Below are 22,500 nucleotides of genomic sequence, written 5' to 3' on the forward strand. Positions count from 1 at the left end.
ATGACGCCGCGGTCGAGCACGAGGATCTGATCCGCCGCGCGGATCGTAGACAGTCGATGGGCGATGACGAACGTCGTGCGCCCTTGGCTCAGCACGTCCAGCGCCCGCTGGATGATCGACTCCGTCTCGGTGTCGATGCTGGCCGTCGCCTCGTCCAGGATGAGGATCGCCGGATCATAGGCGAGCGCGCGGGCAAAGGAGATGAGCTGCCGCTGTCCGGCGGACAGCGTGCTCCCCTTTTCGATGACCGGCTCGTCGATGCCTTGAGGGAAGCGCAGGAACATCTCGTACGCTCCGACATCCTTCAGCGCCTGTACGACCTTCTCGCGGGAAATGGCCGGGTTGCCGAGGCTGACGTTGGAGGCGATCGTGCCGGTGAACAGGAACGGATCCTGCAGCACGATGCCCATATGCTGGCGCAGCTGCTGCTTCGGAATGTCCCGTACGTCGATCCCGTCGACGGAGATCCGTCCCTGCTCGATATCATAGAAGCGGAAGAGCAGGTTCAGAATAGAGCTCTTGCCCGAGCCGGTATGGCCGACCAGAGCGACTGTCTCTCCCTGACGGGCGGCGAACGAGATGTTCTTCAGCACATAGTCGTCGTTCTTGTAGGCGAAGGTCACGTTCTCGAACGCCACCTCCCCCTTGTAACGCGGCATCCTGCCCTCGTCGACGTCGACGCCCGGCTCGTCGAGCAGCTCGAAGACGCGTCCTGCGGATACCCGCGCCGTCTCCAGGTTCGTCAGCTGGTTGACGATGCCGACGATCGGCTGGAACATCCGGTTCATGTAGTCGATGAAGGCGTACATGACGCCGACAGTCACCAGCTTGCCGAGATCGTCTCCCCAGAACATCCAGAGCGCGATCAGGAAGATGATGTTGCGGATGACGTTGACGAGGTTGTGCGACGTCCAGGCGTCTACCTTGAGCAGCTTGATCTTATAGGAGAAGAACTCGTCGTTCATCTGCTGGAACTCCTCGGCCGTCTTGCGCTGGCGGCGGAACGCGCGGATGATGCTCATGCCTTGGATCGATTCGTTGATCATCGCATTGATGTCGCTCAGCTTGGCCCGGATGATGCTGTTGTACCGGCCCGCCACGCGACGGTAGAAATAGATCCAGAGGATCAGGATCGGAATCATCGGCAAGGCGAACAGCGCCATGGTCGGACTGAGGACGAACAGCGCTCCGAGAATCGCCGCCATATAGATGATGCCGCTGAAGAAATTCGCCAGCACCGCGACGAAAAGCTCGCGCACCGCTTCCGTGTCGTTCGTGATCCGGGAGACGACCTTGCCTGCCGGCAGATTGTCGAAATAGTTCACCGGCAAGCGCTGCGTATGGGCGAACACATCCTCGCGCATGCGCTGCACGATCCGGTTGGCCGTCGTCTGCAGCATGAGCTTCTGCCCGTAGGTAAAGAAGGCCGCGACGACGAGAAGGCCGAAGTAGGCGGCCGCCAGCTGCAGCAGCGGGCGGATCTCCGGTTTGTAGAAAGCGTACACCTGCTCCCGGCTCATCGCTGCGACCGGCGTCTCGATGGAGCCTGCGCCCGTCCTGACGGTCAGTACGCCGTCCGCGACCGCAGCGTCGCTGCCCTCCGGCAAGGCGTCGGGATAAGCATAGAAGCTCATCCCCTCCTGCACGATGGACAGGCGCCCTGCCCCGCCTTCGCCCGGCTCCAGCCGGTCGATCCGCTTGTAGGACATTCCGTCGTACGCGACGGAATCTTTCGTGCCCGGCTCGACCTCGACCCAGGTCCGCTCGATGCCGAGGATGTTGTTGTCGATCATCCGCTTCGCCAGCAGCGGGCCGACCATTTCGGCGCACACCGCCAGCGCCAGCAGGACAAGGGCGATCAAGATGGGCTTTTTATAAAATAAGGCATATCGCAGCAGCCGCTTCCCCGTTCCGGGACCTGCTGTCGTCGTTTCGGTCATGCTCGCTCACCTTCTTTGCTTCGAACTGAATGATGATCTTTCCTTGCCTGGACGGCCTTCCGCCGCTCAGGACTCCACATAGGCCTCCAGCTGCTGCCGGTCGTACTGCTCCCGGTACCAGCCGCCCTGCTGCAGCAGCTCGTCATGCGTGCCGCGCTGCACGATGCGGCCGTCGTCGAGCACGAGAATGAGCTCCGCGTGCTGCACGGCGGACAGGCGATGCGTCGTGATGATCGTCGTCTTGCCCGCGCGCTCCGTACGGATTCCTTCGATGATCTCCGCCTCGGTCTTGGCGTCGACCGCCGACAGCGCGTCGTCGAGCAGTAGAATCTCCGGATCGGCGATCAGCGCCCGGGCGATGCTCACCCGCTGCTTCTGCCCGCCGGACAGGGCGACGCCTTTCTCTCCGACGAGCGTCTCGAGCCCTTCCGGCAGGAACAGAATATCCTTGGCGAACGACGCCCGGACGAGCGCGCGCTCGAGATCGGCGTCGGTCGCGTTCTCGCTGCCGAACAGAATGTTCTCGCGGATCGAACGGGAGAACAGGATCGGCTGCTGCGGCACGTAGCCGAACCAGCCGTGCAGGCGGTCGAGCGGCAGCCGGTCGATCGACTCGCCGCCGATCGTCAGCTCTCCGCTGCCCATCGGGTACTCGCGGATCAGCTGCTTGAGCAGCGTCGTCTTGCCGCTGCCCGTACGCCCGACAACGCCGAGCGTCGCTCCCTTGGGCAGCGAGAAGCAGATGTCCTTCAGATTATCCTCCGGGGACGAAGGATAGCGGAACGTGTAGTTGTTCAGCTCGATCGCGCCCGGCGCTTCCAGGTCCGACAGCTCGCCTTCGTCCTGCACGTCCGCGCGCGCGCCAAGCGTCTCCTCGACCCGGTCGAGGGAAGCGTTGCCTCGCTGAAGCATGTTGATGAGCTCGCCGATGGCGAACATCGGCCAGATCAGCATCCCGAGGAAAATATTGAACGAGATCAGGTCGCCGAGCGTGATCTCGCCTTGGAACACGAGCACGCCGCCGTACACCAGACCGATAATGTAGCTGAGTCCGACGAGAATCTTGTTGACGGGCTCGAACAAAGCGTCGATCTTGGCGACCGCGATGTTGCGCGACAGCACCTCGCTCGTCTTGGCGTGGAACCGGTCGCGGTCCGCCGACTCCTGCACGTAGGCGCGGACGACGCGCACGCCGGATACGGACTCCAGCACCTCGTCGTTCAGCTCGCCGAACGCGTCCTGGGCTTTCATGAACCGCTCGTGGATCAGCTTGCCGAAGATGCCCATGACGATCGCGATGATCGGCAAAGGCAGCAGCGCCGCCAGCGTCAGCTTCCAGCTGATGAGCACCGCCATCATGAAGAGGATCGTCAGCATGAACGCCGTCGAGTCGATCAGCGTCAGGATGCCGAAGCCCGCTGTCACCGAGACCGCCCACAGGTCGTTCGTAGAGCGCGCCATCAGGTCCCCGGTGCGGTTGCGCTCGTAGAAGGTCGGGGTCATCTTGAGAAAATGCCCCATCAGCTTGCCGCGCAGCAGCCGCTCCAGCACGTTCGCCCCGCCGAACAGGCGGGACATCCAGATGTAGGTGACGAAGTAGCTGATCACCGTAATGGCCAGCCAACCAGCGACGATCAGGAAAAACCTGTCGTTCGCCAGAGTGCCTTGGCTGATGCCGTCGACCGCGTAGCCGAGCAGCTTCGGAGGAAGCACCTCGACCATGCCGACCAGCACCAGCAGCGTAATCGCGATCGTGTATCGTTTCCATTCGAGCCGGAAAAACCAGCCCAGCTTGCCAATGACGCTGAACAAAATCCCACCTCGTCTTTCGGGCGGCCGCCTCGGAAGAGGGCCGCCGGTTTCATCGATTGTCGGTTCGGGTCATCCATGCCGAAAAAAAGACGCATCGCCCGTAAGCGATGCGCCTGGAGCCCGGCGGCCGCTGATCCGCGTCCGTCCGGGAAAGGACGAACGATGCGGAGCAAGGCGGCCGAGCCTGATGGAAGCGCAAGGTTACAGGAACGTAACCGCGCGCGAGGATGATCGAATGATCCTCATTCTGCCGCAGGATTACGCTTCAAGCCGAATTCAAACGGTTGATGGCGATCGGTCGTCGTTTGCATCGTAATCCTCCTCGGAATGGGTTTCGCAAAGCCCAGCCGCCTCGCGGCCGGAGTCCACTTTGCCAATTTATCACCGCCTCGCGGCATCCGTCAATGCCCCGAACGCTGCCAGTTTGGCTATAGCCGTTTGTTACCCGGAGGACACCTGCCTGCTTGCAGGCTCCCTTCTACTATCTCAGGCAGCGGAGCCGGGCGGAAGGGTGGCGATCCGACTGCGGCAGGGGGAATATTCTCTAGTTCGGGCCTTTATCGGCCTTAAGGCGCTCCCGGGAATCATGGCGTCCCTTGCCGACCGGCATATGGCTGCCCGCTTTGGCCAGCAGCGTGCGCGGCATGTTCACGTAGATGCTTTCCGAGCATCTAGGCTCGATCAGGTAGGTTTCATGGAACACTCCGACGGATCCGTCGGTTCCGACGGCCCGATTGAACCGCTGCCATGCCTCCAGATGCTGTCCTTGGCGCGCATAGCGCTCCAGCTGCTCGTAGGTCCGCCAGTATTGGATTGTCGTCACGCCGCGCGCTCCGAGCAGCAGCTCATGGCTGATGAAGCCGAGCTCCGGATGCTGATGCAGCTCCTTCAGCATCGGCGGCATCGCCTTCGCGACCGGCAGCCATTTATGCACCGCGAGCAGGTTGTTGATCCTCATGCCGATGATGAAGACGACAAACGATCCTTCCATCTCCGCCGTGAATCTTCCCGGGTAAATCTGCGTCATTTCAACCCACCCCTTTATTTATCAATCAATAAATACATCTCCGAAAGAAAAGCCGCATCGATGCGGCTCAGCCTTCAAACGAGGACTCCATGCAGGCCAGCATCTGCTCTTGCAGGGCCAGAAGCTCCGCGAGCGCGATCGCCAGGCCCATGCCGATGAACGAAATGGCCTTGAACTCCGGGTCCGGCAAGCCTGCCCGGCGGAAGCGCTCCCCGATTCGCCGATGGATGAGTGCGAACTCCTCGCTGACGAAATTTCGGATCGTCGGGTCCGAGATCGCATGGGCCGTCATGCAGAGCAGCACCTCGCTGCGGCAGCCGCTGGCGAGCAAGCCGTAAAACGCCTGGCCCATCGCTCCCTCCAGCTCCGCCGCCGGCGCATCCACCTCGGCGAACGCCGACTTGATCCGCTCCGCCGCGCTCTCCAGGACGGCGAGGTACAAGGCTTCCTTCGACTTGAAGAAATGGAACACATAAGGCTGGGTTACGCCTACCGCGCGGGCGACATCCGCCGTTGTCGTCTTGTAATACCCCTGCTCGGCAAACAATGCTGCCGCTGCATCCAAAATCTGACGCCGACGGTCTCCCGCTTCCCCTTTTGCTGGTGTCATCCTCGTCTCCTTTTATTTATTAATTAATAAATAACCGATTCGAACCCAGCTGTCAACTGGCTCTCGCATCAGCCTGTCTCTAAATATGGAAAAGCCCGCATCCTCTAGGATACGGGCTGATCTGCGGCAGAGCAAGCCGAATGCCGGCATTGCTCCGTCAATGCATCGGACCTTGCGGACCGCCTTCCGGGCTGCTGACCTTGACGCGCTTGATGAAAAAGGAAAGCAGGAGGCCAAGCCCGGCGAAAGCGATCGTCATCAGAAACGCGCCTTGCACGCCTTGCGTCATCGCTTGCGGCAGCTTGCTCAAATAATCCGCCGGCGCGATGCCGTTGTCGGCATAATACGCTTTTTGGCCGGCGCTCAGGACGCTGATCGCCAGCGCGGTGCCGATCGCTCCGGCCACCTGCTGGAGCGTGTTCATGATCGCCGTGCCGTCCGGATAAAGCTCGCGCGGCAGCTGGTTGAGGCCGTTCGTCTGGGCCGGCATCATGATCATCGAGATGCCGATGAACAGCAGCGAATGCAGCACGATGATCTCGCCCTTGGACGTCGTCGGCTCGATGCCGGTCATGAGCCAGAGGATGGCGATGACGAGCACCAGCCCCGGGATGACGAGCCAGCGCGGCCCGTACTTGTCGAACAGGCGGCCCATGATCGGCGACATCAGGCCGTTGACGAGCCCTCCCGGCAGCATCAGCAGGCCGGCCGCAAGCGGCAGCAGCCCCATGCCCGTCTGCAGATAAATCGGAAGCAGCATGACGGTCGAGAGGATGATCATCATCGAGACGAAAATGATCAGCGTTCCCATCGTGAACATCGGATAGCGGAACGCGCGCAGATTCATCATCGGCTGCTTCATGCGCAGCTGGCGGAGGATGAACAGCAGCAGCCCGACCGCGCCGAGAGCGATGCCGATGATGACTTTGGGGCTGCTCCAGCCATGCTCCCCCTCGCCCGCGCTGCTGAAGCCGTAGACGATGCCGCCGAAGCCGATGCTCGACAGCGCGATGGACAGCAGGTCGATGCGCGGACGGGTCAGCTCGGACACGTTGCGCATGAAGACGATGCCGAAGATCAGCGCGAATACGAGCAGCGGCAGCGCCGTCCAGAAGATCGTCCGCCAGGACGAGTACTCCAGGAACAGGCCGGCGATCGCCGGACCGACAGCCGGCGCGAACATGATGACGAGGCCCATGATGCCCATCGCCGTTCCGCGGCGATGCGGCGGGATGATGACGAGCACCGTATTGAACATGAGCGGCAGCAGCAGGCCGGTGCCGACCGCCTGGATGAGACGGGCGATGAGCAGCACCTCGAAGCCAGGCGCCAGCGCGGCGAGCAGCGTGCCGACGATGGAGAACGACAGCGATGCGATGAACAGCTGGCGCGTCGTGAACCATTGAAGCAGCAGTCCCGAGACCGGAACGAGAATAGCAAGCACGAGCAGGAAGCCGGTCGTCAGCCATTGAATGGTAGCCGGCTCCACGTTGAAGAGAGCCATCAGCTCGGTAATGGCGATGTTCAGCGCAGTTTCGCTGAACATGCCGATGAAGCCGCTGATGAGCAGCGCGGCCATGATCGGTACGACTTTGAATTGCGGCGCTTCTTCCTGCGGGGAAGCGGCGGCCGACAGCGTTTGTTCCACAGTGGTCCCCTCCTAGGCTTTTTCAGCCTTTGTCTAGTCTGGTTCGACCGAGGCCGGCATGGCCTATGGCCGGCAGGTCCTTTTCATCTTACCCATATTGGACCGGCGAGAGCAATTAATGATTTTGTTTACAGTCGTTCTTTACCGAAAAAAGAAATGAAAAAACAGGGATGGGGCATGCCCCATCCCTGCTTCGCCAGGTCTTGCGCGGGAGCCGATTGCCTCCCGGAACGCGCGCCTGGTCAGTCGGTCCGCCCGGCGTAAGCGTCGGCGTCCAGCAGCGACGCCACGAGCTCGGCCGCGCTGCCGTCCGTCTCGATCTCAAGCATCCAGCCGCCGTCATAAGGCTCCGAGTTGACGAGCTCCGGCGAATCGGAGAGCGCGTCGTTCACCTTCGCCACCGTGCCGCTCACCGGCGCATAAAGGTCCGATACCGTCTTGACCGACTCGATCGTGCCGAGCGGCTGTCCCGCTTCCACCCGATCGCCGGGCCGGGGCAGCTCGACAAAAACGATATCGCCGAGCTGATGCTGCGCATGGTCGGTAATGCCGATCCGGACGGCGTTCTCTCCCGCTGCGGATGCCCATTCATGCTCCTCCGTGTAGCCCAAGCCTTGACGAATCTCACTCACTGGACGCTCATCCTTTCTCCTCGGCCTCGAAGAGCCGTCTATGCGGAAAGCGTAAACGATCGGCGGGAAGCCTGTCAATCTTTGCCGTTCCCGGAACGAATGGTTATTGACACCGGGTTGTCCGATCCGGCAAACTGGAAGAGATCGTAAATAAGCGGATGAGCGCAGCGGGAGAGATCGCCGGCAGTTCAAGGCGGCGCCGAAGGAGTAACCTTGACGTAGCGCAGGGGAATCTCTCAGGCAAAAGGACCTCTGCAGGACGCGACTCTGGAGAGAACGAGCGCTTTTTCGCGTCCGGCAGCATGCCGGCGGGCGGTCGTCACCAAAGGGGAAACCTGCCGCCGGCAGGCCGAAGCGATTCGGAGGATCGGCATCGGGGCAACTCTCAGGTACAAAGGACAGAGCGGAAAACGAGCCGGCAGGCATGTCTTCGGACAGCCTGACCGCGTTTTCCGCCCTGTCCTTTTTTTGCGGATCGACAATTTCGCCACACGACTGAATCGCGAGGAGGAACCTTGCATGGCCAACCTGCGCACGACTCCGCTCCGCCCCGTCTATGCCGAGACCGGCGAGCCGCGGTGCATCGACTTCGGAGGCTGGGAGCTCCCGGTGCAGTTCAGCGGCATCATCCGGGAACACGAGGCCGTCCGCCAGCGGGCCGGCCTGTTCGACGTGTCGCATATGGGCGAATTCCTCGTCACGGGGCAATTCGCCGCCGACTTCCTGCAGGCGGTCACGACCAACGACATCCGTCGGCTGCAGGACGGAGAAGCCCAGTATACGCTTCTCTGCCGTCCGGACGGCGGCGTCGTCGACGACCTGCTCGTCTACCGCATCTCCGAAGACCAGTATCTGCTCGTCGTCAATGCCTCCAACATCGAAAAGGATCTCGCCTGGCTGCAAGAGCATCTGATCGGCGACGTGACGATCGAGGACCGCTCGGACGAAACGGCGCTGATCGCTCTCCAAGGACCGCTGGCCGCCGAGATTCTCGCCCGCTGCACGGACGCTCCGTTTGCCGAGCTCAAGCCGTTCCGCTTCCTGCGGGAAGCCGACGTATGCGGCGTCAAGGCGCTGCTCTCGCGCACCGGCTACACCGGCGAGGACGGCTTCGAGCTGTATGCCGCCTCCGGCGATGCCGTGCGCCTGTGGCGCGGCCTGCTGGCGGCAGGGGCTCCGCTCGGCCTGGAGCCGGCGGGGCTCGGCGCCCGCGACACGCTGCGGCTCGAGGCGAAGCTCGCGCTGTACGGCCAGGAGCTGTCGGCCGACATCACGCCGCTCGAGGCCGGACTCGGCTTGTTCGTCAAGCTGGGCGGCGAGCCGTTCGTCGGCCGCGACGCGCTGCTGGCGCAAAAAGCCGCCGGCGTCCCTCGCCTCCTCGTCGGCATCGAGCTGCTGGAGCGCGGCATTCCGCGCTCTCATTATCCCGTGTACAGCGGAGAAACGCGCATCGGAGAGATCACCTCCGGCACGCAGTCCCCGACGCTGAAGCGCAGCCTCGGGCTGGCGCTGATCCAGGCCGAATATGCCGCGGTCGGCACCGAGCTCGAGGTCGAGATCCGAGGCAAGCGGCTGAAGGCCGCCGTCGTTCCCGCCCCATTTTACCGAAGAACGGCGCCGCCGGCCCGAACCGACAAGGAGTGAGCCCTCAACGATGACCAGTCCCCACCGCTACATCCCGATGACCGAGCAGGATCAAGCCGAAATGCTGGAGACGATCGGCGTCTCCTCGGTCGAAGAGCTGTTCCGCGACATCCCTGCCTCCATCCGCTACTCCGGCACGCTGCCGATGTCCGGCGCGCTCGACGAATGGTCGCTGATGCGCCATCTCAAGCAGCTCGCCGGGCGCAATGCCGACGCCGACACGGCCGTCAGCTTCCTCGGCGCCGGCCTGTACGACCACCATATCCCGGCCGTCCTGCCGCATCTGGCCGGGCGCTCCGAATTCTATACCGCGTACACGCCTTACCAGCCGGAGATCAGCCAAGGCGAGCTGCAGGCGATCTTCGAGTTCCAGTCGTACATCTGCGAGCTGACCGGCATGGCCGTCGCCAACGCGAGCATGTACGACGGCGCGACCGCGCTCGCCGAAGCGGCAGCGCTCGCCTCCGCCCATACCCGCCGCAAGCGCGTCGTCGTCTCCCGGGCCGTGCATCCCGAAGCGCGCGAGATCGTGCGCACGACGGCACGCGGGCTCGGGCTCGATGTCGTCGAGGTCGGACTGCGGGACGGCCTGACCGATCCCCAGGCGCTGGCCGCGGCGGTCGACGAATCGACCGCCGCCGTGCTCGTGCAGTCGCCGAGCTTCCTCGGCACGGTCGAGGATCTCGCCGCGCTCGGCACGCTCGCCCATGAGTCCGGCGCGCTGTTCGTCGTCAGCGCCAATCCGCTCTCGCTCGGCCTGCTGGAAGCGCCGGGCGCGCTCGGCGCGGACATCGTCGTCGGCGACGCGCAGCCGCTCGGCATCCCGAGCTCGCTCGGCGGCCCGACCTGCGGCTACTTCGCCGTCGCCGAGCCGCTCATGCGCCGGATGCCCGGCCGTATCGTCGGCCAGACCGTGGATCGGGACGGCAAGCGCGGCTTCGTCCTGACGCTGCAGGCGCGGGAGCAGCATATCCGCCGCGAGAAAGCGACGAGCAACATCTGCTCCAACCAGGCTCTGCTCGCCCTGTGCGCCAGCATCTATCTGAGCGTCATGGGCAAGACGGGCTTCCGCAAGACGGCGGAGCTGAATCTGCGCAAGGCGCGCCATGCGGCCCGGACGCTCGGCGGGCTGGAAGGTTTCTCCCTTTCCTTCGCCGATACGCCTTTCTTCAACGAATTCGTCGTAAAGCTTCCCGAAGGAACCGACCTGCGCCAGCTCGAGCTCGCGCTGCTGGAAGAAGGCTTCCTCGGCGGCTACGACCTGGGCCGGTCGTATCCCGAGCTCGCGGGGCATATGCTCGTCGCCGTCACCGAGAAGCGGACGCGCGAGGAGATCGAAGCCTTCGCCGCCGCGCTCGACCGGCTGACCCGAAAGGAGGCGCTGACATGAGCCAACCGAATCCGACCCCAGAGCGTCTGGCCGAGCTGCGGCTCGCCGGCTCCGTCGACGTGAAGCCCGAAAAGGCGCTCATCTTCGAGATGAGCCGCGCAGGACGCGAGGCGTTCTCGCTGCCGCCATGCGACGTGCCGGAGGACGAGGAGCTGGCCGAGCTGCTGCCGAACGGCCGGCTTCGCCGTAATTCCGCTTCGCTGCCGGAGGTGTACGAGGTCGACGTCGTCCGCCACTATACCGAGCTTTCCCGGCGCAATTTCGGCGTGGACAACGGCTTTTACCCGCTCGGCTCCTGCACGATGAAGTACAACCCGAAAATCAACGAGGACGCGGCCAAGCTGCCCGGCTTCGCCCGCATCCATCCGTATCAGCCGGAGGAGAGCATTCAGGGAGCGCTCGAGCTGCTCCATACGCTGCAGGACGATCTCGCCGCGCTGACCGGCATGGACTTCGTGACGCTGCAGCCCGCCGCCGGCGCGCACGGAGAGTGGACCGGGCTCATGATGATCCGCGCCTACCACGAGAGCCGCGGCGAAGCGCGCTCCAAGGTCATCGTGCCGGACTCCTCCCACGGCACGAATCCCGCCAGCGCCACGACCGCGGGATTGGAGACGGTGACGGTCAAGTCGGGCCCCGACGGCCTCGTCGACCTGGACGCGCTGCGCGCCGCCGTCGGCGCGGATACGGCCGCGCTCATGCTGACGAACCCGAGCACGCTTGGCCTGTTCGAGGAGCAGATCGTCGAAATCGCCGAAATCGTGCATGAAGCCGGCGGCCTGCTCTACTATGACGGCGCCAACTCCAATGCCATCATGGGCATCGCCCGTCCCGGCGACATGGGCTTCGACGTCGTGCATCTCAACCTGCACAAGACGATGAGCACCCCTCACGGCGGCGGCGGTCCGGGAGCGGGTCCGGTCGGCGTCAAGGCGCATCTCGTCCCGTTCCTGCCCAAGCCCGTCGTCGCAAAGCGCACGGACGGCAGCTACTACTTCGACTTCGACCGTCCGCAGTCGATCGGCCGCGTCAAGTCGTATTACGGCAACTTCAGCATCCTCGTCCGCGCCTACACGTACATCCGCTCCTACGGTCCGGAGGGGTTGCGCCGAGTGAGCGAATGCGCGGTGCTGAACGCCAATTATATGATGGCACGCCTTGCCGAGGCATTTGAAATTCCGTATCCTGGCGTCTGCAAGCATGAGTTCGTCCTGTCGGGACGAGGGCTCAAGGCGTACGGCGTGCGGACGCTCGATGTCGCCAAGCGGCTGCTCGACTTCGGCTATCACCCGCCGACGATCTACTTCCCGCTCAACGTGGAGGAGTGCATCATGATCGAGCCGACCGAGACGGAGAGCAAGGAGACGCTCGACGGCTTCATCGACGCCATGCTGCGCATCGCCCGCGAGGCGCGGGAGACGCCGGAGCTCGTCATCAACGCTCCTTATACGACCGTCCTGCGGCGGCTCGACGAGACGCTGGCCGCGCGCAAGCCCGTTCTCAATTGCTCCTGCTGAAAAAAGCTTCTCCGGAGAGGATTCCTCTCTGGAGAAGCTTTTTTGGTCGATGCGGCGGCGGCGTCCGCTCCATTCCGCGTCAAAGGGCACTCGATGCCCTCCCGCCTCCTCGCTTGCGGCTCAGCGCGGGCCTGTCAGCTCCAGCATCGCCTCGATGATCGCCGGCCAATCATCCGGATGGATCTCATGACCCGCTCCTTCGAGCGGCAGCAGCCTGGCATTGGAAAGAGCGTGCTCTAGCGCGAGCCCATGTGCGTAAGGAAGGACCGGATCCTCCGTTCCGTGGACGATCAAGGCGGGCTGCCGGATGTCTTCGGTGCGCGCCACATCCTCTTCTCCCCCGCCCAGGAGCATATGGTTGCCCATGCTCGGCAGAGATTCGGCAAGGCTGATTTCCTGACGGACGAGCCCGCGAATTCTGGACTCGTCGAGTTTCCGCTGGCTTCCGACGATCAGTCTCCATTTTTCAACGCCGAACTGTTCCGCCGCATGAGCGTCCGACAGATCCAGGGAAGCGGACCGGGTGAAGAACTCGATCACCTTGTCTTCCATCGCAGGAAGGCCTTCCGTGTAATTCGAGCTCGCGATCAGCGTCACCGTCAGCACCCTCTCCGGATGCCGGACAGCCGCCAATTGGCTCAGATAGCCGCCCAGCGACATCCCCGCCAGATGAGCTTTCTGAATGCCGTATGCATCAAGGACCCGCATCGCATCATCTGCCATATCCGCCATAGTGTAGCCCATCGTTCCTAGCGGCCAGCTCGACGACCTTCCCGTATCCCGGTTGTCGTACCGGATGACGAACCGTCCTCCTGCCGCCAGAAGCTCGCAGAATTCCTTTTCCCACCATACCATCGAGGCCTGCGAGCCCATGATCAGCAACAGCGCCGGATCTCCAGGCTTGCCGAATGATTCCGTCTGCAGCTTCACTTCGTCGGCTTGAATGAGTCGTTCCATGTCCATTCCTCCATTGGCTGATGCCCTTACCATTGCCGCGGTTCGCGTGAACTCCATCCCGCGGTATGATACAGTTTAAGAATCATCTTCATTTTACGCTTGGCATAGGAAGGAACGTTTCCGCTCATGATCCATAACCGCTTCCCCGGCCTGCTCCTGCTCGACCGCATGGACGACTGGTCCGAGCCGGACGTCCTCTACTCGTTCGCGCTGGACGAGCTGCTCTGCCGGCGCGTCGGAGCGGACGGCGTGCCCGTCCTCCATCTGTGGCGGCATCCCGCCGGCTTCGTCATGGGACCGCGCGACAGCCGTCTGCCGGAAGCCGCGCGCGCTTCCCGCGAGCTGGAGCGGCTCGGCCTCTCGGTCGCCGTCCGCAACTCCGGCGGCGCCGCCGTGCCGCTCGATCCCGGCGTCGTCAACGTCTCGCTCATCCTGCCGCTGCAGGGAAAGGCATCCGCCCGCTTCGAGGACGACTTCCAGCTCATGTACGAGCTGATCGCCGCCGCCCTCGCCGACACCGGCGTCCAGGTGGACAAGGGCGAGATCGTCGGAGCCTATTGTCCGGGCGATTACGATCTCAGCGTCGGCGGACGCAAGTTTTGCGGCATCGCCCAGCGCCGGCTGTCCAAAGCCTATATCGTCCAGGCGTTCGTCAATGCCGGCGGCTCCGGCGAGGAGCGAGGCCGTCTCGTCCGCCAATTTTACGATGCCGCCGCCGGCCCCGGCGCCGCGAGCTATCCGCTCGTCGAAGCGTCGGTCATGGCGAGCCTCGAAGAGCTGGCCGAGCTATGGCCGGATGCGCCGCGCCTGTTTGCCGAAGGAGCCGCCAGCGTCGCGCTCGGCCCGCGGACGGAGCAGGAGGCCCGATTGCCCGAGAGCCGGCTACCCCGGCCAGAGGAGATCCGGGAGCTCGCCGCGACGATGCGGTCCCGCTACCCGATCGGTCCTGCGCAGTAGACAGCCGAGCTCATGCGAAAAATCCGACTTTGCCCGAAGCGGAAGCGGACATCCAGCTTCCGTTTTTGGCATGCTCGATTTCCTGCCGAATCGCGCGGAGCAGGGGCTCCGTCTCGACTCGCCCTTGTTCCTGCCAGTAGAACGCGGCTGCCGCGACCAGCTCCTCGAGCTGCGCATAGGAAAAGCCTTTCGTCCGGTCGGCCAGCTCCTCCAGCTGCCCGTCGCCGAACAGCAGGCCGCGGCTCTGCCGCTGGAGGAACTCCGCGCGGCATGCGCGGGTCGGCTCGGAGACCTCGTACGCGCGGTCGATGCGCCCCGGCCTTCCGATCAGCGCCGGATCCACCAGTTCGGGGTAATTCGTCGTCGCGATCAGATAGATTCCTTCGTGCGTCCGCAACCCGTCCAGCTCGCCCAGAAAGACGGAGCGCAGCTCCGGCCGCAGCCCCTCCAGGTCCTCGATGATGAGCAGCATCGGCGCCATCTCCGCCGCCCGCCGCAGCATCTCCCGAATGCTCTCCGTGCTCGTATGCTCCGAAAGCTGCCAGCTCATCGCCGGCACGCCCGCCTTCGAGGCGAGCGCCCGGACGAGGCTGGTCTTTCCGTTGCCCGGCTTGCCGTAGAGCAGCATCCCCCGCCGGTAGGCCAACCCGAACTGCTCGTAGAACGCTCCCCCCGATTGAAAGAAAGACGATACCGACCGTTCCAGCTCCAGCCGCAGCGAGTCCTGCACCGGCTCCCAGCGCTCGATCCGATGCGGCGCCAGCTCCGACACCGTGCCTTCCTCGCCATCGCAGCAGAGCAGCAGCTTGCCGGTCATCCGGCTCCGAAGCCGTTCGCGGGCATGAACCAGGAACCGCCGCAGCGATTCGTCGCTCTCGGCGAACAGGTAAGGCTCGAGCGACCGGCCGATCACGCGCGGCATCGGGAGTCGGACGAGCGCCACCTTCCATTCCGGGTAATAAAACAGATGGTTGTCGAGTGACGGATAGATCCGGATCTCAGCCGAGTCCCGCTTGACGCTTCGGCTTTCCATCGTTTCGAAGACTCGCGCCAGCACTTGCAGCTCGGCGTTTTCTTCGGCGAGATCCTGCTCCAGCAGGCTCCAATAAAGCTCCAGCTGATCCTCGTCCTTGTACACCGCGAATTCCGATCCGCATCGAGCTTGCAGCAGATCGCGGATCATGCGCAGCAGCTGCCTGAGCTCCTGGGCCGATGCCGCCGATGCGGAAGGTCCGGCGGATCCATGGTCGCCGGCAACAAGCGAGCGCGGCGGCGATCCGGCGGCAGCCCTCGGGACCGGCAACGCCGATCCGGCGGCAGCCGCCGGTATGCGGGCGAGGTTCTCCCCTCCATTCCCGCCGTGAAGATTCCAGTCATTGATCACGTTTCATTCACCTTTTCTTTCCTGATCTAGGGGGATATTTCAAGTCGAAGCGTACAAAAAAAGCCACGGACTCCGTCCGTGACTTGAAATCGCCTCAGGCTCCGCATGGCAGCAAAGGACGCGTCTGTCCTTCCTGCATCCTCATGCCGTTACAGCCCTCGCCGCGTTTCCGTCCGTGGAGACCTCCGGTAAATCATGCTCCGGTCCTTTGCCATTGCTGCCGCTGCAGCTCTCTTCGCCATCTTCATCATCTCCGAACGCCTCCTCCTGTTTGTCGTTACCTGTATTCTAGGACGTGGACCTTGTCCCCGTCAATGAGCGGAGGCGGTAGAAAATGGATTAGGCTCTTTTCCCCCTCGAGCTTCCGCGCTCTGCCGCGTTGTCTCGACCGCTTCTTATCGCCTTGTCCCAGGGGTATAATAAACCTATCCGATTTGCCTGCGGCAAACCGTCTTAATCAAGGAGGTACATACCGATGTCCTATGAGACTTATTTCAGCACCCGTCGGGAGGAGCAGCTCGAGGAGCTGATGCAATGGCTGCGCATACCGAGCATCTCCGCCATCTCGGCCCACGCGGGAGATATCCAATCCGCGGCATCCTGGCTCGCCGATACGCTTCGCCGCGCTGGGCTCGAAAACGTCGAGATCATGCCGACAGCCGGCCATCCCGTCGTCTACGCCGATTATATCCATGCTCCCGGCAAGCCGACCGTGCTCGTCTACGGCCATTATGACGTGCAGCCCGTCGATCCGCTGAACCTATGGCAATCGCCTCCGTTCGAGCCGGAGATCCGCGAAGGCAAGCTGTATGCTCGCGGCGCGACAGACGACAAAGGCCAAGTCTTCCTCCACATCAAAGCGATCGAGGCCATTCTTCGCGAGGAAGGCACCCTTCCGGTCAACCTCAAGCTTTGTCTCGAAGGCGAGGAGGAAATCGGCAGCCCGCATCTGCCTGCTTTCCTCGAGACGCATAAGGACAAGCTCGACTGCGATGCGGTGCTCGTCTCCGACACATCGCTGCTCGAGCGCGGACGTCCCGCGATCTGCACCGGCCTGCGCGGCCTCTGCTCGATGGAGGTCGCTGTCCGGACCGCCAATACCGATCTTCACTCCGGCACATACGGCGGCGCCGTTCCCAATGCCTTGCATGCGCTTGTCGAGCTGCTCGCTTCCCTCCATGATCCGGACGGACGCGTCGCGGTCGACGGCTTCTATGAGGGCGTGCCGGAGCTGTCTCCTCTCATGCGCGAGGAATTCGCCAAGCAGGGGGTCGATGAGGACAAGATCCGCACCGGCCTTGGCCTGGATGCCCTGTACGGAGAAAAGGGCTATACGTTCGTCGAGCGCGTCGGAGCCCGTCCGACGCTGGAGCTGAACGGCGTCTATGGCGGCTTCCAAGGGGAAGGCACCAAGACGGTCATCCCGAAAGAAGCGCATGCGAAAATCACCTGCCGCCTCGTCGGGGACCAGGATCCGCAAAAAACGCTCGACCGCATCGAGAAGCATCTGAAAGACCGCGTTCCATCCGGCGCCCGCTTGACCGTCAAGCAAATCGAACGAGCCTTCGCGTTCAATATCGATCCGTCCCATCCGATCCTGCAGAAGGCTGCCGACGCTTACGGCCGCGTCTACGGCACCCGCGCCTTGTTCACCAAGGACGGCGGCTCCATTCCGATCATGGCCGCTTTCTCCCGCGTGCTCGCCGCTCCGGTCGTGCTCATGGGCTTCGGTCTCGACGACGAGAACCTTCATGCCCCGAACGAGCACTTCAACCTGGAGAACTTCGACAAAGGCTTGCTTACGGTCGTGGAATTCTTGAAGTCTCTGTAAGGACCTTTGGACCATCCCGTAGAAAGCCTTAAAAACTAAGGGCTGTCCTGCGAAGTCGTCACGTCGACTTTGCGGGACAGCCCTGTTTCTTTGCGGTATTTAGCCTGAAAATAAAAAAGGCCTTGCCGCTGGGCAAGACCGTTCGTATTCACAGATGGAGCGGGTGATGGGAATCGAACCCACGCTATCAGCTTGGAAGGCTGAAGTTCTACCATTGAACTACACCCGCAAAAAATGGTCGGGATGACACGATTTGAACATGCGACCCCCTGGTCCCAAACCAGGTGCTCTACCAAGCTGAGCTACATCCCGTTGTATAAATGGCGTGCCCGGAGAGATTCGAACTCCCGACCTTTTGATTCGTAGTCAAATGCTCTATCCAGCTGAGCTACGGGCACGTATGGAGCGGAAGACGGGAATCGAACCCGCGACCCTCGCCTTGGCAAGGCGATGCTCTACCGCTGAGCCACTTCCGCAGATGGTGCGGTCAAGAGGACTTGAACCTCCACGTCATTGCTGACACTAGAACCTGAATCTAGCGCGTCTGCCAATTCCGCCATGACCGCATGATAAAAGGTGAATCTTGTTTCGCCTGGCAGGGCGAAAGGAAAATGGTGCGGTTGAGAGGACTCGAACCTCCACGGGCGTACGCCCACTACCCCCTCAAGATAGCGTGTCTGCCATTCCACCACAACCGCATATGAAGTTGAAAAGTGAGCCATGAAGGACTCGAACCTTCGACACCCTGATTAAAAGTCAGGTGCTCTACCAACTGAGCTAATGGCTCTTAATGGCTGGGGATCCAGGGTTCGAACCTGGGAATGACGGAGTCAAAGTCCGTTGCCTTACCGCTTGGCTAATCCCCATCAGGAAATCAATGGGGCGATCGAGGGGAATTGAACCCCCGAATGCCGGAACCACAATCCGGTGCGTTAACCACTTCGCCACGATCGCCATGGATATAATCCATGCCGCCGAGAGGACTTGAACCCCCAACCTACTGATTACAAGTCAGTTGCTCTACCAGTTGAGCTACAGCGGCAAAGAATAAATGGCGGAGCTGACGGGATTCGAACCCGCGGTCTCCTGCGTGACAGGCAGGCATGTTAGGCCTCTACACCACAGCTCCATATTGGTTGCGGGGACAGGATTTGAACCTGTGACCTTCGGGTTATGAGCCCGACGAGCTACCGGACTGCTCCACCCCGCGGTAGTTCATGGTGGAAGCTGAGGGGATCGAACCCCCGACCCTCTGCTTGTAAGGCAGATGCTCTCCCAGCTGAGCTAAGCTTCCATGTTGGTGACCCGTAGGGGATTCGAACCCCTGTTACCTCCGTGAAAGGGAGGTGTCTTAACCCCTTGACCAACGGGCCGTATGAAGTTGGAGAAAGAACGGAGAGAGAGGGATTCGAACCCTCGCACCACTTACGCAGTCTAACCCCTTAGCAGAGGGTCCCCTTGAGCCACTTGGGTATCTCTCCAAATCAAGAAATGTTGCTACGGAGAAGGAGGGATTCGAACCCTCGATACGCGGTTAACGTATACACGATTTCCAATCGTGCTCCTTCGACCACTCGGACACTTCTCCTTATGGCTCCCCGAACAGGACTCGAACCTGTGACAACTCGATTAACAGTCGAGTGCTCTACCAACTGAGCTATCAGGGAACAAAAAGCATGGTGGAGCCAAGGAGGATCGAACTCCTGACCTCCTGCTTGCAAGGCAGGCGCTCTCCCAGCTGAGCTATGGCCCCATATGTAAGTATGTAAGCCTTGCGTTCTCAAAGCTTGCGCCCTGAAAACTGGATCGAACGAAATGCCGTGCTGACCGGCTGTTCTTGCTAAGTAGGATAAGCCCTCGACCGATTAGTACTCGTCAGCTGCACACGTTGCCGCGCTTCCACCTCGAGCCTATCGACCTGGTCGTCTTCCAGGGGTCTTACATACTGGGAAATCTCATCTTGAGGGGGGCTTCGCGCTTAGATGCTTTCAGCGCTTATCCCGTCCGTACGTAGCTACCCAGCGGTGCTCCTGGCGGAACAACTGGTACACCAGCGGTACGTCCATCCCGGTCCTCTCGTACTAAGGACAGCTCCTCTCAAATTTCCTACGCCCACGACAGATAGGGACCGAACTGTCTCACGACGTTCTGAACCCAGCTCGCGTACCGCTTTAATGGGCGAACAGCCCAACCCTTGGGACCTACTTCAGCCCCAGGATGCGATGAGCCGACATCGAGGTGCCAAACCTCCCCGTCGATGTGGACTCTTGGGGGAGATAAGCCTGTTATCCCCAGGGTAGCTTTTATCCGTTGAGCGATGGCCCTTCCATTCGGTACCACCGGATCACTAAGCCCGACTTTCGTCCCTGCTCGACTTGTTGGTCTCGCAGTCAAGCTCCCTTATGCCTTTGCACGCTTCGAATGATTTCCAACCATTCTGAGGGAACCTTTGGGCGCCTCCGTTACATTTTAGGAGGCGACCGCCCCAGTCAAACTGCCCGCCTGACACGGTCCCTTCACCGGCTTCACGGTGACAGGTTAGAACTCCGATACGATCAGGGTGGTATCCCAACGGCGCCTCCTCCGAAGCTGGCGCTCCGGCTTCCTAGGCTCCCACCTATCCTGTACAGATCGTACCAAAGTCCAATATCAAGCTGCAGTAAAGCTCCATGGGGTCTTTCCGTCTTGTCGCGGGTAACCTGCATCTTCACAGGTAGTAAAATTTCACCGGATCTCTCGTTGAGACAGCGCCCAAGTCGTTACGCCATTCGTGCGGGTCAGAATTTACCTGACAAGGAATTTCGCTACCTTAGGACCGTTATAGTTACGGCCGCCGTTTACTGGGGCTTCGGTTCACAGCTTCGGGTTGCCCCTAACCGCTCCCCTTAACCTTCCAGCACCGGGCAGGCGTCAGCCCGTATACTTCGCCTTACGGCTTCGCACAGACCTGTGTTTTTGCTAAACAGTCGCTTGGGCCTTTTCACTGCGGCCCCCTCGGGCTATTCACCCTACCGAGGCACCCCTTCTCCCGAAGTTACGGGGTCATGTTGCCGAGTTCCTTAACGAGAGTTACTCCGCGCGCCTTAGCATGCTCTGCTCGCCTACCTGTGTCGGTTTGCGGTACGGGCACCTTCGCCTGGCTAGAAGCTTTTCTTGGCAGCTGGAGATCATGACCTTCGGTACTATAATTTTCCCTCCCCATCACAGCCCAGCCTTACGGTTTGCGGATTTGCCAACAAACCAGCCTCACTGCTTGGACGGACACATCCATCGGTCCGCGTCACTACCCTTCTGCGTCACTCCATTGCTCATAACGGCTTACGGTGGTACAGGAATATCAACCTGTTGTCCTTCGACTACGCCTTTCGGCCTCGCCTTAGGTCCCGACTTACCCTGAGCGGACGAACCTTCCTCAGGAACCCTTAGGCTTACGGCGGATCAGATTCTCACTGATCTTTTCGTTACTCATACCGGCATTCTCACTTGTGTACTGTCCACCAGTCCTTGCGGTCTGACTTCAACCTATACACAACGCTCCCTACCCAATGCTGCCAAGCTTGCGCTTGCAGCTTTGCCATAGCTTCGGTGGTGTGTTTAGCCCCGTTACATTTTCGGCGCAGAGTCACTCGACCAGTGAGCTATTACGCACTCTTTAAATGGTGGCTGCTTCTAAGCCAACATCCTGGTTGTCTGGGCAACTCCACATCCTTTCCCACTTAACACACACTTGGGGACCTTAGCTGATGATCTGGGCTGTTTCCCTCTTGACGATGGATCTTAGCACTCACCGTCTGACTCCCGGTTATACATGACTGGCATTCGGAGTTTGACTGGACTTGGTAACCCTTGGCGGGCCCTGCACCCAATCAGTGCTCTACCTCCAGCATGCTCAACACCGAGGCTAGCCCTAAAGCTATTTCGGGGAGAACCAGCTATTTCCGAGTTCGATTGGAATTTCTCCGCTACCCCCACCTCATCCCCGAATTTTTCAACATTCGTGGGTTCGGGCCTCCAGTGCGTGTTACCGCACCTTCACCCTGGACAGGGGTAGATCACCCGGTTTCGGGTCTACACCCACGTACTAAAGGCGCCCTATTCAGACTCGCTTTCGCTGCGGCTCCGTCTTCCCGACTTAACCTTGCACGTGAACGTAACTCGCCGGTTCATTCTACAAAAGGCACGCCATCACCCCTATAACGGGCTCTGACTTTTTGTAAGCGCACGGTTTCAGGTTCTATTTCACTCCGCTCCCGCGGTGCTTTTCACCTTTCCCTCACGGTACTGCTTCACTATCGGTCGCCAGAGAGTATTTAGCCTTGGCAGATGGTCCTGCCGGATTCCCACGAGGTTTCACGTGTCTCGCGGTACTCGGGATCCGTCTCGGAGGGAGCAGGCTTTGAGCTACAGGGCTTTTACCTGCTATGGCGGGCCTTTCCAGACCTCTTCGCCTAACCTGTTCCTTTGTAACTCCGTGTGAGACGTCCCACAACCCCAGGGGGCAAGCCCCCTGGTTTGGGCTAATCCGCGTTCGCTCGCCGCTACTGACGGAATCACTATTGTTTTCTCTTCCTCAGGGTACTTAGATGTTTCAGTTCCCCTGGTATGCCTCACGCAGCGCTATGAATTCACGCTGCAGTAACTGGGCATTACCCCAGCTGGGTTTCCCCATTCGGAAATCCCCGGATCAACGCTTGCTTACAGCTCCCCGAGGCCTATCGTGGTTCGCCACGTCCTTCATCGGCTTCTGGCGCCTAGGCATCCTCCGTGCGCTCTTAGTAGCTTAACCATCACCGATCCGAAGATCAGCGTCAGCTAAGAAACAGCTATCGGATGTTTCAGCATTTCATTTCGTTCGTATCCAGTTTTCAAGGTACAAGGGGTCGCGTCTTTTGCTGAAGCATCCCAAGAAGGAATCCATCCGCAAAAACGCTTGGCGCAAAAATGCACCGCTTGGCGACGTCCTACTCTCCCAGGACCCTGCGGTCCAAGTACCATCGGCGCTGGAAGGCTTAACGGTCGTGTTCGGGATGGGTACGCGTGGTTCCCTTCCGCCATCGCCACCAAACGATGAAGAATTCTTGCTGGAGCTTTTCTCGTCTCATCTGTTCCAGATGAAGCGCGAAAACTCCTTTTTGAAAGAGACTTGCTCTT

General features: G+C 61.2%; 13 protein-coding genes, 18 tRNA genes, 2 rRNA genes and 1 riboswitch (1 of these 34 running past the window's edge). Of the genes, 5 read left to right on the forward strand and 28 right to left on the reverse strand.

Annotated features, from left to right (window positions below; genetic code table 11):
• From GE073_RS20585 to gcvH, 6 genes are all read right to left on the reverse strand, one after another.
• On the reverse strand, positions 1-1,940 hold the 5' portion of the coding sequence (locus GE073_RS20585) for an ABC transporter ATP-binding protein (protein ID WP_153784216.1). The gene continues 103 nt to the left of window position 1, outside the view; 1,940 of the gene's 2,043 nt are visible here — the first part of the coding sequence; the start codon lies at positions 1,938-1,940; the stop codon falls past the left edge of the window.
• Between the two features lie 66 nt (positions 1,941-2,006).
• Complete coding sequence (locus GE073_RS20590) at positions 2,007-3,752, reverse strand: ABC transporter ATP-binding protein (RefSeq protein ID WP_028598523.1); 1,746 nt, start codon at positions 3,750-3,752, stop codon at positions 2,007-2,009.
• 544 nt (positions 3,753-4,296) lie between these two features.
• Positions 4,297-4,779, reverse strand: a complete 483-nt coding sequence (locus GE073_RS20595) for a DUF4188 domain-containing protein (protein WP_101808135.1) — start codon at positions 4,777-4,779, stop codon at positions 4,297-4,299.
• Positions 4,780-4,846: 67 nt separating this feature from the next.
• Positions 4,847-5,389, reverse strand: a complete 543-nt coding sequence (locus GE073_RS20600) for a TetR/AcrR family transcriptional regulator (RefSeq protein WP_028598525.1) — start codon at positions 5,387-5,389, stop codon at positions 4,847-4,849.
• Between the two features lie 157 nt (positions 5,390-5,546).
• Complete coding sequence (locus GE073_RS20605) at positions 5,547-6,968, reverse strand: DHA2 family efflux MFS transporter permease subunit (RefSeq protein ID WP_052333136.1); 1,422 nt, start codon at positions 6,966-6,968, stop codon at positions 5,547-5,549.
• Between the two features lie 311 nt (positions 6,969-7,279).
• Positions 7,280-7,669 (reverse strand): glycine cleavage system protein GcvH, encoded by a 390-nt coding sequence (gene gcvH, locus GE073_RS20610; protein WP_028598527.1) that lies wholly within the window; start codon positions 7,667-7,669, stop codon positions 7,280-7,282.
• 158 nt (positions 7,670-7,827) lie between these two features.
• Positions 7,828-7,931, forward strand: a riboswitch (glycine riboswitch).
• Between the two features lie 257 nt (positions 7,932-8,188).
• Here gcvH and gcvT point away from each other — a divergent pair.
• The 3 genes from gcvT to gcvPB are packed head-to-tail and all read left to right on the forward strand — an operon-like array spanning position 8,189 to position 12,220.
• On the forward strand, positions 8,189-9,313 hold the full coding sequence (gene gcvT, locus GE073_RS20615; protein ID WP_028598528.1) for a glycine cleavage system aminomethyltransferase GcvT: 1,125 nt from the start codon (positions 8,189-8,191) through the stop codon (positions 9,311-9,313).
• A gap of 10 nt (positions 9,314-9,323) precedes the next feature.
• Positions 9,324-10,703, forward strand: a complete 1,380-nt coding sequence (gene gcvPA, locus GE073_RS20620; protein WP_028598529.1) for an aminomethyl-transferring glycine dehydrogenase subunit GcvPA — start codon at positions 9,324-9,326, stop codon at positions 10,701-10,703.
• A gap of 59 nt (positions 10,704-10,762) precedes the next feature.
• Entirely contained in the window at positions 10,763-12,220 is a 1,458-nt protein-coding gene (gcvPB, locus tag GE073_RS20625) for an aminomethyl-transferring glycine dehydrogenase subunit GcvPB (protein WP_028598530.1), read from the forward strand.
• Positions 12,221-12,340: 120 nt separating this feature from the next.
• Here gcvPB and GE073_RS20630 read toward each other — a convergent pair whose 3' ends face one another.
• Positions 12,341-13,177: an alpha/beta fold hydrolase gene (locus GE073_RS20630; RefSeq protein ID WP_043111192.1), complete on the reverse strand. Its 837-nt coding sequence runs from the start codon at positions 13,175-13,177 to the stop codon at positions 12,341-12,343.
• 126 nt (positions 13,178-13,303) lie between these two features.
• Between GE073_RS20630 and GE073_RS20635 the strand changes: the two genes are divergently transcribed.
• Entirely contained in the window at positions 13,304-14,134 is an 831-nt protein-coding gene (locus GE073_RS20635) for a lipoate--protein ligase family protein (protein ID WP_153784217.1), read from the forward strand.
• Positions 14,135-14,144: 10 nt separating this feature from the next.
• Here the strand turns inward: GE073_RS20635 and GE073_RS20640 are convergent, their stop codons facing one another.
• Positions 14,145-15,518, reverse strand: a complete 1,374-nt coding sequence (locus GE073_RS20640; RefSeq protein ID WP_153784218.1) for an AAA family ATPase — start codon at positions 15,516-15,518, stop codon at positions 14,145-14,147.
• Positions 15,519-15,993: 475 nt separating this feature from the next.
• On the opposite strand from GE073_RS20640, the gene GE073_RS20645 reads away from it, so the two are divergent.
• Positions 15,994-17,349, forward strand: a complete 1,356-nt coding sequence (locus GE073_RS20645) for a dipeptidase (protein ID WP_194843427.1) — start codon at positions 15,994-15,996, stop codon at positions 17,347-17,349.
• Between the two features lie 155 nt (positions 17,350-17,504).
• On the opposite strand, the gene GE073_RS20650 is transcribed toward GE073_RS20645, so the two are convergent.
• The 20 genes from GE073_RS20650 to rrf all read right to left on the reverse strand — a co-directional run bounded on the left by GE073_RS20650 (position 17,505) and on the right by rrf (position 22,414).
• Positions 17,505-17,578: transfer RNA gene (locus GE073_RS20650), tRNA-Gly, on the reverse strand.
• 6 nt (positions 17,579-17,584) lie between these two features.
• Positions 17,585-17,661 (reverse strand) — tRNA-Pro (locus tag GE073_RS20655).
• 9 nt (positions 17,662-17,670) lie between these two features.
• A tRNA-Arg gene (locus GE073_RS20660) sits at positions 17,671-17,747 on the reverse strand.
• Between the two features lie 3 nt (positions 17,748-17,750).
• A tRNA-Gly gene (locus tag GE073_RS20665) sits at positions 17,751-17,825 on the reverse strand.
• A gap of 3 nt (positions 17,826-17,828) precedes the next feature.
• Positions 17,829-17,915, reverse strand: a tRNA-Leu gene (locus tag GE073_RS20670).
• Positions 17,916-17,961: 46 nt separating this feature from the next.
• Positions 17,962-18,047: transfer RNA gene (locus GE073_RS20675), tRNA-Leu, on the reverse strand.
• A gap of 16 nt (positions 18,048-18,063) precedes the next feature.
• Positions 18,064-18,136 (reverse strand) — tRNA-Lys (locus GE073_RS20680).
• Between the two features lie 4 nt (positions 18,137-18,140).
• Positions 18,141-18,215: transfer RNA gene (locus GE073_RS20685), tRNA-Gln, on the reverse strand.
• Between the two features lie 12 nt (positions 18,216-18,227).
• Positions 18,228-18,303 (reverse strand) — tRNA-His (locus GE073_RS20690).
• 15 nt (positions 18,304-18,318) lie between these two features.
• Positions 18,319-18,391, reverse strand: a tRNA-Thr gene (locus GE073_RS20695).
• 10 nt (positions 18,392-18,401) lie between these two features.
• Positions 18,402-18,478: transfer RNA gene (locus GE073_RS20700), tRNA-Asp, on the reverse strand.
• A 4-nt stretch (positions 18,479-18,482) separates the two neighbouring features.
• A tRNA-Met gene (locus tag GE073_RS20705) sits at positions 18,483-18,559 on the reverse strand.
• Positions 18,560-18,567: 8 nt separating this feature from the next.
• Positions 18,568-18,643, reverse strand: a tRNA-Val gene (locus GE073_RS20710).
• A gap of 4 nt (positions 18,644-18,647) precedes the next feature.
• Positions 18,648-18,722 (reverse strand) — tRNA-Glu (locus tag GE073_RS20715).
• A 20-nt stretch (positions 18,723-18,742) separates the two neighbouring features.
• A tRNA-Ser gene (locus tag GE073_RS20720) sits at positions 18,743-18,830 on the reverse strand.
• Positions 18,831-18,849: 19 nt separating this feature from the next.
• Positions 18,850-18,937 (reverse strand) — tRNA-Ser (locus GE073_RS20725).
• Between the two features lie 3 nt (positions 18,938-18,940).
• Positions 18,941-19,016, reverse strand: a tRNA-Asn gene (locus tag GE073_RS20730).
• Positions 19,017-19,026: 10 nt separating this feature from the next.
• Positions 19,027-19,102, reverse strand: a tRNA-Ala gene (locus GE073_RS20735).
• A gap of 92 nt (positions 19,103-19,194) precedes the next feature.
• A 23S ribosomal RNA gene (locus tag GE073_RS20740) occupies positions 19,195-22,135 on the reverse strand.
• Between the two features lie 162 nt (positions 22,136-22,297).
• Positions 22,298-22,414, reverse strand: a 5S ribosomal RNA gene (rrf, locus tag GE073_RS20745).
• Between the last annotated feature and the right edge of the window lie 86 nt (positions 22,415-22,500).

Origin of the sequence: Paenibacillus sp. B01, assembly GCF_009649995.1 — a bacterium.
Lineage (GTDB): Bacteria > Bacillota > Bacilli > Paenibacillales > Paenibacillaceae > Paenibacillus_O > Paenibacillus_O pasadenensis.